Raw genomic sequence first — 12,512 nt, forward strand, 5'->3', positions numbered from 1 at the left:
CGCCCTTTTTCATTTCGCGCGCTGGATCGGAGCGCCTCAGCGCAAGTGCTGCCAGATCGCCGCGAGCCAGATCCCGCCCGCCAGCACCAGCGACAACAGCACGGCCGCGCTGGCGATGTCCTTGGCGCGCTTGCTGAGCTCGTGGAGCTCGAAGGAGACGCGGTCGATCGCCGCCTCGACTGCCGAATTGAGCAGCTCGACGATCAGCACCAGGATCAGCGACCCCAGCAGCAGCGCGACCTGCACCCAGTCCCGGCCCAGCCAGAACGCCAGCGGCGTGCCGATGATCGTCAGCCAGGTTTCCTGGCGGAAGGCGCTTTCGCCGACGTAGGCGGCGCGCAGTCCGGCCCAGGAGTAGCCGGCGGCGTGCAGGATGCGGTCCAGGCCGGTGCGGCCCTTGTGGGGGTTGCTCATCGTCGGGAGGGGCAGGGGATCAGGAATCGGCCGGCTGCGGCGCGGCGCGCTTCTTCGCGCGTGGTGGCGGCAGCTGCGTGATCAGGCGCGTGCCGCAGATGACGTCGTGCAGGAACTGCCGCTGTGGATGCAGCCGCGCCAGCAGCACGTAGCCCGCCACACCAGCGAACATCGCGCCGAAGATGGCGCCGGTGCTCCGGTCCAGTCCCAGCAGGTGGACGCTGGCCAGCGCCGGCAGGAACCACAGCCAGGCGGCAAGGTAGCGCGCCGTGGCGCGCGCCTGCGTGAGCGGTCGGCCCTGGGCGTCGACGACCCGCAAGTGCCAGGCGCGCATCGCCACCGTCTGGCCGCCGCGCGACCAGAACCAGATGAAGTAGATGCCCAAGATCAGGAACAGGAAGGCTTGCAGGCCCTGGGTGCCGACCAGCGCGTTGCGCTGCTGGGTGAGCGTCGAATACAGCCAGCCGGCGATGAAGACGACGCCGAACAGGACGACGCCTTCATAGATGAAGGACGCGAGGCGGCGCATCAGGCCGGGCGGTGCGTCGCCGCCGGCAGCGGGTGCGGAGGTCATCCGGCGAGTTTAGCGGCTGGCCCCGGTGCGGCGAGGCAGCAGCGTGTGCGGGTCGAGACCGGCTTCGCTCGGGGCGCGCAGCGGGCGGCCGGGCGCCGCGCTGGCGCCGGGCAGCGGTGGATCGGCGCGCTGCGTCATCAGCACCGTCGTCGCGCCGGGCAGCGCCTGGACGATGGTGGGGCCGGTGACGGCGGTCAGCGGCGCGCGCTGGATCGGCGCCTTGGCGCGATGAGAGACGGCGGAAGCCGGCGCCTCACGGCCGGCGGCCGAGGCCTTTTCGGCCGCGCGTTCGGCCAGGCGCTGGCGCTTCTCGGCGGGCAGGGCCTGATAGGCGTCCCACTTCTCGCGCAGCTTCGATTCCTGCTCGGGTGCGCGCAGTTCGCCGGCATGCTGGTAGCCGATGCGCGCGCGTTGGCGCTCGGCGGGCGACATGCGGGTCCACTCCACCATCCGTTCGCGCAGCCGGTGTTGCTGCTCGGTGGGGAGCGTCGGATAGCGGGCGGCGATTTCCAGCCACTTGCCCTTGCGGGCGCCGTCGAGCTGGTCCCACTCCTTCGACAGGGGTGCGAGGGCTTCCTTCTGGGAAGCGCTCAGCGACGCCCAGTTCACATTGGCGACCAGCACACCGGGAGCGGTGGCGCGCGCGGCAGCAGACGCGTGCGACGTGGGCGCGGATGCGGAAAGAGAAGTGGGGGCTGGCGCGGGGGCGGGGCCCTCCTGCGCCGATGCAGCGACACAGCCGAGCGCCGCGCAGAGCGCGATCGTCGTCAGGCGACGCATCGTCGAGAAATCAGGGAAAACGCCGAGAGGGCCGATGAGAGCCGAAGAGAGGCGGAACGATCTGGCCACGCGCCGCCTCACTGCGACGATTTCGCTTCGTCGGACTTCTCGCCTTCCTCGGGGCTGTTGGCGTTGCTCGGGTCGTTCGGCGCCTCGTTGAGGTATTCGCGGAAACCCGGATCGCTGTACGCCGCCGGCGGGAGCGGCTTGGAGAGCATCTCGGTGTCGAGTTCGGCCGCGCTGCGGATCTGCTCGTACCACTGGCTGTGCTGGATCAGCAGCAAGCCCCCCAGCAGCAGCGCCAGCGGCAGCAGCGCCGCGGCCTTGCGCCAGCGCGGGGTCTTCTCGCCACCGCCCAGCGCGAGCGTGCCGTTGCCCACATGGCGCGTTTCGGAAGCGGCCTGAGTCGGCGCGGCGGCGCGCGCGGCCATGGCCTTGGCGAGCGCCTGCTCACGCGCGAAGCGCAATCTCTCCTGGATGTCGCCGGACAGGGTCTCGCTCTGCTCGGTCAAACCCGCGGCCACCCGGAGGCCGAAACGGGTCACGCGCGCTTCCGCCTCCAGCGGCAGCGGCGTTCCTGGCGTGTTCTTCTTCATAGCGAGATTCCCTTGGCTTTCAGCGTTTTGGCCAGCGCATGCACGGCGCGGGAGCAGTGTGTCTTGACGCTGCCCTCCGAGCAACCCATGACCGCCGCCGTTTCGGCAACGTCGAGTTCTTCCCAGTAACGCAGGAGGAAGGCTTCCCGTTGACGCGCGGGCAATGCTGCAACTTCCTGTTCGATGGCGGCCAGCACTTGAACGCGCGAGACCTCGTCTGCGGCGGACAGCGCCCCCATCGAGCCTTCCTGCGTCTCCAGCATTTCCAGCAGGTCGAAGTCCTCGCCGGACTCGCCCCCCTCGAAATCCGACAGGTTGCTGAAGACGGCGTTGCGGACCTTCTGACGCCGGAACCAATCCATCGTCGCGTTCGACAGGATGCGCTGGAACAGCAGCGGCAACTCCGCCGCCGGCCGATCGAAGTATTTCTCCGCCAACCGGATCATGGCGTCCTGGACGATGTCCAGTGCGGCGTCCTCGTCTCGCACCATGTACACCGTGCGCTTGAAGGCACGCCGGTCGACGGTCTTGAGAAAGTCGTTGAGTTCTTTGTCTGTGGCCAATGGGCTGGCGCCGGAAAGGGCGGTCGGGCAGGCAAAACGGCGCGGATTATCGCACCAGCGCTACAGATCGCCACCGCCGACCGGTCGTGCGCGGGTTTGCGTGCATAATCGGCCCCTCGCACACCGCAGTTTTTGTCTCAAGTAGGCCGCCCGACCACGGCGCCCCTGTTTTTGACGCGACGTTTCAAGTCCGCTTCACAAGAGCGCGAGGAGAAGCACCGATGGTTTTTCGTCAGAGAAAATCTCAGAGGTTCGACATATGGACATGTCTGCCGCGGACATCAAACGTGCAGCGATCACGGAAGCTCGCTCACAACCGCACCCCCATTCCGTCAGTTCCGGCCAGGAACTGAATGGCTCCGAAATCCTGGTTCAGAGTCTTCAAGCCGAAGGCGTGAAGTTCCTCTGGGGCTATCCAGGCGGTGCCGTCCTCTACATCTACGACGCGCTCTACAAGCAGGACGCCATCCAGCACGTGCTGGTCCGTCATGAGCAGGCCGCCGTGCACGCGGCCGACGGCTACGCCCGGGCGACCGGCGAAGTCGGCGTCGCGCTGGTGACCTCGGGTCCCGGCGTCACGAACGCGATCACCGGCATCGCGACGGCGTACATGGACTCGATCCCGATGGTGATCATCACCGGTCAGGTCCCCACGCCCGCCATCGGCCTGGACGCCTTCCAGGAGTGCGACACCGTCGGCATCACGCGCCCGATCGTCAAGCACAACTTCCTGGTCAAGGACGTCCGCGATCTCGCCACGACGCTGAAGAAGGCCTTCCACATCGCGCGCACCGGCCGGCCCGGCCCGGTCGTGGTGGACATCCCCAAGGACGTCTCGCTCAACCGCACCGCGTTCCATTACCCGGAGCGCGTCGAGATGCGCTCCTACAACCCGGTGAAGAAGGGCCACAGCGGCCAGATCCGCAAGGCGGTCCAGCTGCTGATGGGCGCCAAGCGTCCCTATATCTATACCGGTGGCGGCGTGATCCTGGGCGAGGCCACGGCCGAGCTGCGCCAGCTGGTGGAGCTGCTGGGGTATCCCTGCACCAACACGCTGATGGGCCTGGGCGCGATGCCCGGCACCGACCCGCGCTTCCTGGGCATGCTCGGCATGCACGGCACCTACGAGGCCAACATGACGATGCAGCACTGCGACGTGCTGCTGGCCGTGGGTGCCCGCTTCGATGACCGCGTCATCGGCAATCCGAAGCACTTCGCGTCGGTCGACCGCAAGATCATCCACATCGACATCGACCCGTCGTCGATCTCCAAGCGCGTGCGCGTGGACATCCCGATCGTGGGCGACGTCAAGGACGTGCTGCAGGAACTGATCGCGCAGATCAAGGAAGCGCAGGCGCGGCCCGACGCGGACTCGATCAACGCCTGGTGGAGCCAGATCAACGACTGGCGCAAGCGCGACTGCCTCGCCTACAAGCAGTCCAGCGACGTCATCAAGCCGCAGCAGGTCGTCGAGACGCTGTGGAACCTGACCCGCGACCGCGACGCCTACATCACCTCCGATGTCGGCCAGCACCAGATGTGGGCCGCGCAGTTCTATCGCTTCAACGAGCCGCGCCGCTGGATCAACTCCGGCGGCCTGGGCACGATGGGCGTGGGCCTGCCTTATGCGATGGGCATCAAGCTCGCCAAGCCGGAGTCGGACGTCTTCTGCATCACCGGCGAGGGCAGCATCCAGATGAACATCCAGGAGCTGTCCACCTGCCAGCAGTACAAGACGCCTGTGAAGGTGGTCTCGCTGAACAACCGCTACCTGGGCATGGTGCGGCAGTGGCAGGAGCTGGACTACGGCAAGCGCTACTCGCACAGCTACATGGATGCGCTGCCTGACTTCGTCAAGCTGGCCGAGTCCTATGGGCATGTGGGCCTGCTGGTGGAGAGACCCTCGGATGTCGAGCCCGCGCTGCGCGAGGCGATGCGCTTGAAGGACCGCACCGTCTTCCTGGACGTGCGCACCGACCCGACCGAGAACGTCTGGCCGATGGTCCAGGCGGGCAAGGGCATCTCCGAAATGCTGCTGGGGTCCGAGGACCTCTGAGACCGCTGACGGCTCGAAGCCGTCCGGCGTGACGCGCGTTACCGCGCGCGTCGCGGCCGGCGGCGGAAAGCCAGAGGCGCTCGGAGCGATCCGGCCCATTCCCTGAATCGAAGAGCGTGGCCAAGGGCCGTCCGGTTACCGCCGGCGGTCTGAAGAGCGCGAAGGACGAGATTCCATGAAACACATCATTGCTTTGCTCATCGAGAACGAGCCGGGCGCGCTGTCGCGCGTCGTGGCGCTGTTCTCCGCCCGCGGCTACAACATCGAGAGCCTGACCGTGGCGCCGACCGAGGACCCCTCGCTGTCGCGCATGACCATCGTCACCAGCGGCAGCGACGACGTGATCGAGCAGATCACCAAGCACCTGAACCGGCTGATCGAGGTCGTCAAGGTCGTCGACCTGACCGAAGGCCGCTACATCGAGCGCGAGCTCATGCTGATCAAGGTGCGCGCCGTCGGCAAGGAGCGCGAGGAACTCAAGCGCACCTCGGACATCTTCCGCGGCCATGTCATCGACGTCACCGAGAAGACCTACACCATCGAACTGACCGGCGACGCCGGCAAGCTCGACGCCTTCATCGACGCGATCGACCGCACGGCGATCCTCGAGACGGTGCGCACCGGCACCAGCGGCATCGGCCGCGGCGAACGGATCCTGCGCGTCTGAACGCGCGCTTCACTGAACCCCCCCTGTACTGATTTCCCCCGGAGAGACCACCATGAACGTGTACTACGACAAGGACGCCGACCTCAGCCTGATCAAGGGCAAGAACGTCACCATCATCGGCTATGGCTCACAAGGCCATGCCCATGCCCAGAACCTGAACGAGAGCGGCGTGAAGGTCACCGTGGGTCTGCGCCGCGGCGGCGCGTCCTGGGCCAAGGCCGAAGGCGCCGGCCTGAAGGTCGCCGAGATCGCCGAGGCGGTGAAGGCGGCCGACGTGGTCATGATCCTGCTGCCGGACGAGCAGATCGCCGACGTCTACAAGAAGGACGTGGAACCCAACATCAAGCAGGGCGCGTCGCTGGCCTTCGCCCACGGCTTCAACGTCCATTACGGCCAGGTGCAGCCGCGCGAAGACCTGGACGTGTGGATGGTCGCTCCGAAGGCGCCGGGCCACACCGTGCGCAACACCTACCGCCAGGGCGGCGGCGTGCCGCACCTGATCGCGGTCTACGCCGACAAGACCGGCAAGGCGCGCGACCTGGCCCTGAGCTATGCGGCGGCCAACGGTGGCGGCAAGGCCGGCATCATCCAGACCTCGTTCCGCGAAGAGACCGAGACCGACCTGTTTGGCGAGCAGGCCGTGCTGTGCGGCGGCGCCGTCGAGCTGATCAAGGCCGGCTTCGAGACGCTGACCGAAGCCGGTTACGCGCCCGAGATGGCCTACTTCGAGTGCCTGCATGAACTGAAGCTGATCGTCGACCTGATCTATGAAGGCGGCATCGGCAACATGAACTACTCGATCTCCAACAACGCGGAGTACGGCGAGTACGTCACCGGCCCGCGCGTGGTGACCGAGGCGACCAAGGACGCGATGCGCCAGTGCCTGAAGGACATCCAGACCGGCGAGTACGCCAAGTCCTTCATCCTGGAGAACAAGGCCGGCGCCCCGACGCTGATCAGCCGCCGCCGCCTGACCGCCGAGCACCCGATCGAGCAGGTCGGCGAACAGCTGCGCGCGATGATGCCCTGGATCAAGGCCAACAAGCTGGTCGACAAGTCCAAGAACTGATCGCCTGATCAACACCTCGACAGCCCGGCCTGCGCAAGCAGCCCGGGCTGTTTGCCTTCGGGCCGCGCACCGGCAGAGCGTTTCGCCGGCTGTTTCTCTTCCAAGCGGCACCCGTGGCGTGGCTTTGCCAGGCCACCGGGTGCGCCCCCTTGAGGGGGCCGGCGCAAGCCGGTAGGGGGTGGGTTATCCTCCCGGCCCATGAATTCGACTCAGAACAAGAGCGTGGACCTGCTCGACGAGGACGAGCCCGACGTCCTCGACGCCCCGCAGCGCCCGCGCCACAAGGGCATCTACCTGCTGCCCAACCTGTTCACCCTGGCCGCGCTGTTCAGCGGTTTCTATGCCGTGGTGATGGGCATCGGCGGGCGCTTCGAGCAGTCCGTCTACGGCATCTTCGCGGCCATGGTGCTCGACAGCCTGGACGGCCGCGTCGCGCGCATGACCAACACGCAGAGCACCTTCGGCGAGCAGATGGACTCGCTGTCCGACATGGTGTCCTTCGGCGCGGCGCCGGCGCTCATCATGTATTCCTGGGCGCTGCAGGGCCTGGGCAAGTGGGGCTGGTTCGCCGCCTTCGTCTACATCGCCGGCGCGGCGCTGCGGCTGGCGCGCTTCAACACCAACATCGCGGTCGTGGACCGCCGCTTCTTCCAGGGCGTGCCCAGCCCCGCCGCGGCCGCGCTGGTGATGAGCCTGATCTGGGCGCTGGACAGCGCCGGCTACAAGGACATCCACCGCGATCCGGCGCTGGCCTGGCTGGCCTTCGGCTTCACGCTCTATGCGGGCCTCACGATGGTGACCAACGCGCCGTTCTACAGCTTCAAGGACATCACCTTCAAGCGCTCGGTGCCTTTCATCGTGCTGGTGGTGATCATGCTGGCCATCGCGGCGATCAACATCGATCCGCCGCGGGTGCTGTTCGGCGTCTTCTGCGCCTATGGCATCTCGGGCTACGTCGTCTACGCGGTGCGGCGCGCCAAGGGCAAGCCGGCCAGCGTGATCGCGATGTCGACCGACGAGCCCGATGAAGCAGGCCTTCACCGATAGCGAACGCTTGCGGCGCGTGCATTCGCCCATTCGCGTTGACGCCCGCCGCGCCGCGCCCCTATATTCGACGCCCATGACGTTCGTGTCCGCCTCCACCAGCCAAGCCTTCGGGCTGTCGCTGCTACTACTAGCTGAACCTCGGGTTCGCTAGATCGCGCACGTCCGTCCATCCAGACGCTCATCCCAGATCAACGGCCCGAATGCAACTCGCAGCGGGCCGTTTCTGTTTCTGGAGAGCCTGCGAGTTGCGCCCCTGAACCCACCAGGAACGCTCCCATGCTCAAGCAACCGCAGACCAAGTACCGCGCCTTCGCCCCCATCGCCCTCCCGGACCGCCGCTGGCCCGACGCGCAGATCACGAAGGCGCCGCTGTGGCTGAGCACCGACCTGCGCGACGGCAACCAGGCGCTGATCGAGCCGATGGATCCCGAGCGCAAGCTGCGCATGTTCCAGATGCTGGTGAAGATCGGCTTCAAGGAGATCGAGGTGGGCTTCCCCTCGGCCTCGCAGACGGATTTCGATTTCGTCCGCATGCTCATCGAGGACGGCCACATCCCTGAGGACGTGACCATCCAGGTCCTGACGCAGGCCCGCCAGCCGCTGATCGAGCGCACCTTCGAATCGCTGGTGGGCGTGCCGCGCGCGGTCGTCCATCTCTACAACGCGGTCGCGCCGGTGATGCGCCGCGTCGTGCTGAACATGAGCGAGGACGAGATCGTCGACCTGGCCGTGACCCACACGGCGATGATCCGCGAGCTGGCCGCGAAGCAGCCGGAGACGGACTTCCGCTTCGAGTACTCGCCGGAGATGTTCTCGGGCACCGAGCTGGCCTTCTCCAAGCGCGTCGTCGACGCCGTGACCGCGGCCTGGGGACCGACGCCCGAGCGCAAGATCATCATCAACCTGCCGACCACCGTCGAGCATTCGACACCCAACATCTACGCCGACATGATCGAGTGGATGGGCCGGAACATCGAACGCCGCGACAGCGTGATCCTGTCGGTCCATCCGCACAACGACCGCGGCACCGGCACCGCCGCCGCCGAGCTGGCGCTGATGGCCGGCGCCGACCGCGTCGAGGGCTGCCTGTTCGGCAACGGCGAGCGCACCGGCAACCTGGACCTGGTCAACGTCGCGCTCAACCTGTACACGCAGGGCGTGCATCCGGGGCTGGATTTCTCCGACATCGACGAAGTCCGCCGCTGCGTCGAGCATTGCAACCAGATTCCCGTCCATCCGCGCCATCCGTATGTGGGCGAACTGGTCTACACCTCGTTCTCGGGTTCGCATCAGGATGCGATCAAGAAGGCCTTCTCCGCCCGCCAGGAAGGCGACATCTGGGAGATCCCCTACCTGCCCATCGACCCGAAGGACCTGGGCCGCAGCTATGAGGCGGTGATCCGCGTCAACAGCCAGTCGGGCAAGGGCGGCATCTCCTACCTGCTCGAGGCCGAATACGGCATCGAGTTGCCGCGCCGCCTGCAGATCGAATTCAGCCAGATCGTCCAGGGCGTGATGGACACGAACGGCAAGGAACTCGGCGCGGCCGACCTGTGGCGCATCTTCGACCGCGAATACGGCGTCAAGCAGGCACCGGCGCTGCATCCGCAGATCGACACCGGCGAGGACGGCCAGACCCGCGTGCAGGCGCAGGCCGACCTGTGCGTGCGCATGGTCCGGATCGACGGCCAGGGCAAGGGCCCGATCGATGCCTTCGTCGAGGGCCTGAACAAGCTGCTCAAGACCCAGGTCCGGGTGCTCGACTACCACGAGCATGCGATGGGCAGCGGCGCCGATGCGCAGGCCGTGGCCTACCTGGAGCTGAGGGTCGGCGAGGCCACGCTGTTCGGCGTCGGCATGGACGGCAACATCGCCTCGGCGTCGCTGAAGGCGATCGTCTCGGGCCTGCGCCGCGCCTCGCAGCGCGGCGTGCTCAAGCTCGCCGACCGCATCGCGGCCTGAGCCGCCGGGGCCCGCCGGCCGCCTAAACTCGCTGACCGGGACCCGGACCACCGGGTCCGCCCCCGCCACCGCAAGGAAGCCTCCCATGTCCGACCAGCTGATCATCTTCGACACCACCCTGCGCGACGGTGAGCAGTCGCCCGGCGCGTCCATGACCAAGGACGAGAAGCTGCGCATCGCGCGGCAGCTGGAGCGGCTGAAGGTGGACGTGATCGAGGCCGGCTTCGCGGCCGCCAGCCACGGCGACTTCGAGGCGGTCAAGGCGATTGCCGACGCGATCCGCGACAGCACCGTCTGCTCGCTGGCGCGCGCGAACGACCGCGACATCGCCCGCGCCGCCGAGGCGCTGAAGGGCGCGGCGCGTTCGCGCATCCACACCTTCATCGCCACCAGCGAACTCCACATGGAGAAGAAGCTGCGCATGACCCGCGAGCAGGTGCTGGAGCAGGCGATCCAGGCGGTGCGCTTCGCCCGCAACCTGACCGACGACATCGAGTTCTCTCCTGAGGACGGCTACCGCTCCGATCCGGAGTTCCTGGCCCGCGTCGTCGAGGCGGTGATCCGCGAGGGCGCCCGCACGATCAACATCCCGGACACCGTCGGCTACGCGATCCCCGAGCTCTACGGCCAGTTCATCAAGACGCTGCGTGAGCGCGTGCCCAACTCGGACCAGGCCATCTGGAGCGTCCACTGCCACAACGACCTGGGCATGGCGGTGGCCAACTCGCTGGCCGGGGTGAAGATCGGCGGCGCGCGCCAAGTGGAGTGCACGATCAACGGTCTGGGTGAGCGCGCCGGGAACTGCTCGCTGGAGGAGGTGGTGATGGCGGTGAAGACCCGCCGCGACTATTTCGGCCTGGACGTGCGGGTCGATCCCTCGCAGATCGTGGCGGCGTCCCGGATGGTGTCGCAGACCACCGGCTTCGTGATCCAGCCCAACAAGGCGGTGGTGGGCGCCAATGCCTTCGCGCATGCCTCCGGCATCCACCAGGACGGCGTGCTCAAGGCCCGCGACACCTACGAGATCATGCGCGCCGAGGACGTCGGCTGGAGCGCCAACAAGATCGTGCTGGGCAAGCTCTCGGGGCGCAACGCCTTCAAGCAGCGGCTGCAGGAACTGGGCGTGGTGCTGGCGTCCGAGGCGGAAATCAACGCCGCCTTCGTCCGCTTCAAGGACCTGGCCGACCGCAAGGCCGAGATCTTCGACGAGGACATCATCGCGCTGGTGATGGACGAGTCGGTCACGCAGGACCAGGAGCACTACCGGCTGGTGGCGCTGGCGCAGCGCTCCGAAACCGGTGAACGCCCGCAGGCGCAGGTCGTCTTCGCCGCCGGCGAGACCGAGTACCGCACCGAGAGCGACGGCAACGGCCCGGTCGACGCGGTGCTCAAGGCGATCGAGAGCAAGGTCGGAAGTGGGGCCGAAATGCTGCTGTATTCGGTCAGCGCGATCACCAGCGGGAGCACAGAATCCCAGGGCGAAGTGACGGTGCGCCTGCAGCATGCCGGACGCGTGGTGAACGGCGTGGGGGCAGACCCCGATATCGTCGTCGCCTCCGCGAAAGCATATTTGAGCGCTCTGAACAAGCTTCAAAGCAAAACGGAGCGGGTCGCCGCCCAAGGTTGACAGGACAGCGCACGCCGGCCGCCCGGCCGCGTCGGATGGCACGGATTCGGGCACTTTAAGAGCCTGCGTTAAGTCATTGATCTTGCCGGTCTTTCAGCGATCCCCTAAACTCGCGCCCACTTCTGGGGACTGGATTGAAGACCATTGCGACATTGCTGTCTGGTGCCGCGCTCAGCGGCGTCATGTTGCTGACGGGCCTGACCGCCAGTCTCGTGCCGGTTCAACCGGCGCAGGCGGCCACGGCGTCGTCCTCCAAAGCCAAGGTGAAGAGCGTGCGCAAGGCCAAACCGGCCCCGCGCTCTCCCCGCAAGGTGGCCGCCCGCGCGGCGGCACCGGCCCGGGAAGTCGCCCTGTCCAAACCGTCCTTCGGGACGATGTACGGGCTGCATGACACCGAGGACCCCCTCGACCTGAAATCCAGCGTCGCCTATGTCGTCGACCAGGACACCAACGAAGTCCTGTTCTCGAAGAACCCCTCGGCCGTGCTGCCGATCGCGTCCATCACCAAGCTGATGACCGCGCTGCTGGTGGTCGAGGCCAACCAGTCGCTCGACGAGAAGCTCGAGATCACCGACGAAGACAAGGACACCGAGAAGTTCACCGGGTCGCGCCTGGCCATCGGCACCGAACTGACCCGCGGCGAACTGCTGCACCTGGCGCTGATGTCCTCGGAGAACCGCGCGGCCCATGCGCTCGGGCGCAACTACCCGGGCGGCCTGGAGGCCTTCGTCGCGGCGATGAACGCCAAGGCGCGTGCGCTGGGCATGATGGACACCCATTACGTCGAGCCCACCGGCCTGTCCAGCCGCAACCAGTCCAGCGCGGCCGACCTCGCCAAGCTGGTCAAGGTCGCCCACGCCTTCCCGCTGATCCGCGAGCTGTCGACCTCGTCCGAATACACCGTGGCCCTGGGCCGCCGGCAGGTCCGCTTCGGCACCACCAATGGCCTCGTCCGCAAGGGCGACTGGGACATCGGCCTGCAGAAGACGGGCTTCATCAATGAAGCGGGGCAGTGCCTGGTCATGCAGGCCCAGCTGGCTGGCCGCAAGCTGATCATGGTGTTCCTGGACTCCGCCGGAAAATACTCCCGGATCGGCGACGCCGAACGCGTCCGCAAGTGGCTCACCGGTGCGGCCTCGCCGCTGGCGGGCGTGGCG

Annotated in this window: 12 protein-coding genes; 7 read left to right on the forward strand and 5 right to left on the reverse strand. The window is 67.1% G+C overall.

Going from position 1 to position 12,512, the window contains the following annotated elements; genetic code table 11:
* Positions 1-36: 36 nt before the first annotated feature.
* From FUT87_RS27560 to FUT87_RS27580, 5 genes are all read right to left on the reverse strand, one after another.
* Positions 37-414 carry a diacylglycerol kinase gene (locus FUT87_RS27560; protein ID WP_099861024.1) on the reverse strand — a complete coding sequence of 126 codons (378 nt, stop codon included), beginning with the start codon at positions 412-414 and terminating at the stop codon, positions 37-39.
* A gap of 19 nt (positions 415-433) precedes the next feature.
* The gene (locus FUT87_RS27565) at positions 434-988 is read right to left on the reverse strand and encodes an RDD family protein (RefSeq protein ID WP_147243032.1); all 555 of its coding nucleotides are present in this window, start codon (positions 986-988) and stop codon (positions 434-436) included.
* 9 nt (positions 989-997) lie between these two features.
* Positions 998-1,768, reverse strand: coding sequence for a DUF3106 domain-containing protein (locus tag FUT87_RS27570; RefSeq protein WP_091722737.1), 771 nt, complete (start codon positions 1,766-1,768; stop codon positions 998-1,000).
* Positions 1,769-1,845: 77 nt separating this feature from the next.
* Positions 1,846-2,364 (reverse strand): DUF3619 family protein, encoded by a 519-nt coding sequence (locus FUT87_RS27575; RefSeq protein ID WP_091722742.1) that lies wholly within the window; start codon positions 2,362-2,364, stop codon positions 1,846-1,848.
* Positions 2,361-2,927 carry an RNA polymerase sigma factor gene (locus FUT87_RS27580; RefSeq protein ID WP_091722747.1) on the reverse strand — a complete coding sequence of 189 codons (567 nt, stop codon included), beginning with the start codon at positions 2,925-2,927 and terminating at the stop codon, positions 2,361-2,363. Before FUT87_RS27580 ends, FUT87_RS27575 begins: the two co-directional genes overlap by 4 nt.
* 259 nt (positions 2,928-3,186) lie before the next feature.
* On the opposite strand from FUT87_RS27580, the gene FUT87_RS27585 reads away from it, so the two are divergent.
* From FUT87_RS27585 to pbpG, 7 genes are all read left to right on the forward strand, one after another.
* The gene (locus FUT87_RS27585; protein WP_147243033.1) at positions 3,187-4,983 is read left to right on the forward strand and encodes an acetolactate synthase 3 catalytic subunit; all 1,797 of its coding nucleotides are present in this window, start codon (positions 3,187-3,189) and stop codon (positions 4,981-4,983) included.
* Positions 4,984-5,158: 175 nt separating this feature from the next.
* On the forward strand, positions 5,159-5,650 hold the full coding sequence (ilvN, locus tag FUT87_RS27590) for an acetolactate synthase small subunit (RefSeq protein ID WP_091722753.1): 492 nt from the start codon (positions 5,159-5,161) through the stop codon (positions 5,648-5,650).
* A 52-nt stretch (positions 5,651-5,702) separates the two neighbouring features.
* Entirely contained in the window at positions 5,703-6,719 is a 1,017-nt protein-coding gene (gene ilvC / locus FUT87_RS27595) for a ketol-acid reductoisomerase (protein ID WP_091722757.1), read from the forward strand.
* A gap of 198 nt (positions 6,720-6,917) precedes the next feature.
* Positions 6,918-7,766 carry a CDP-diacylglycerol--serine O-phosphatidyltransferase gene (gene pssA, locus FUT87_RS27600; protein ID WP_147243034.1) on the forward strand — a complete coding sequence of 283 codons (849 nt, stop codon included), beginning with the start codon at positions 6,918-6,920 and terminating at the stop codon, positions 7,764-7,766.
* Positions 7,767-8,042: 276 nt separating this feature from the next.
* Entirely contained in the window at positions 8,043-9,728 is a 1,686-nt protein-coding gene (leuA, locus tag FUT87_RS27605) for a 2-isopropylmalate synthase (RefSeq protein ID WP_147240972.1), read from the forward strand.
* A gap of 85 nt (positions 9,729-9,813) precedes the next feature.
* Entirely contained in the window at positions 9,814-11,355 is a 1,542-nt protein-coding gene (locus tag FUT87_RS27610; protein ID WP_147240971.1) for a 2-isopropylmalate synthase, read from the forward strand.
* A gap of 182 nt (positions 11,356-11,537) precedes the next feature.
* Positions 11,538-12,512: D-alanyl-D-alanine endopeptidase (pbpG, locus tag FUT87_RS27615; RefSeq protein ID WP_147243035.1), on the forward strand; the 975-nt coding region annotated here is incomplete at its 3' end.

The sequence above is a fragment of the Mitsuaria sp. TWR114 genome (assembly GCF_007997345.1).

Bases quoted from the DNA above. Each gene is read 5' to 3' on its own strand.
- FUT87_RS27585 (WP_147243033.1), top strand. From the start codon at position 3,187: ATGGACATGTCTGCCGCGGACATCAAACGTGCAGCGATCACGGAAGCT.
- ilvN (WP_091722753.1), top strand. From the start codon at position 5,159: ATGAAACACATCATTGCTTTGCTCATCGAGAACGAGCCGGGCGCGCTG.
- FUT87_RS27570 (WP_091722737.1), bottom strand. From the start codon at position 1,768: ATGCGTCGCCTGACGACGATCGCGCTCTGCGCGGCGCTCGGCTGTGTC.
- FUT87_RS27610 (WP_147240971.1), top strand. From the start codon at position 9,814: ATGTCCGACCAGCTGATCATCTTCGACACCACCCTGCGCGACGGTGAG.
- FUT87_RS27575 (WP_091722742.1), bottom strand. From the start codon at position 2,364: ATGAAGAAGAACACGCCAGGAACGCCGCTGCCGCTGGAGGCGGAAGCG.
- pssA (WP_147243034.1), top strand. From the start codon at position 6,918: ATGAATTCGACTCAGAACAAGAGCGTGGACCTGCTCGACGAGGACGAG.
- ilvC (WP_091722757.1), top strand. From the start codon at position 5,703: ATGAACGTGTACTACGACAAGGACGCCGACCTCAGCCTGATCAAGGGC.
- FUT87_RS27560 (WP_099861024.1), bottom strand. From the start codon at position 414: ATGAGCAACCCCCACAAGGGCCGCACCGGCCTGGACCGCATCCTGCAC.
- FUT87_RS27565 (WP_147243032.1), bottom strand. From the start codon at position 988: ATGACCTCCGCACCCGCTGCCGGCGGCGACGCACCGCCCGGCCTGATG.
- leuA (WP_147240972.1), top strand. From the start codon at position 8,043: ATGCTCAAGCAACCGCAGACCAAGTACCGCGCCTTCGCCCCCATCGCC.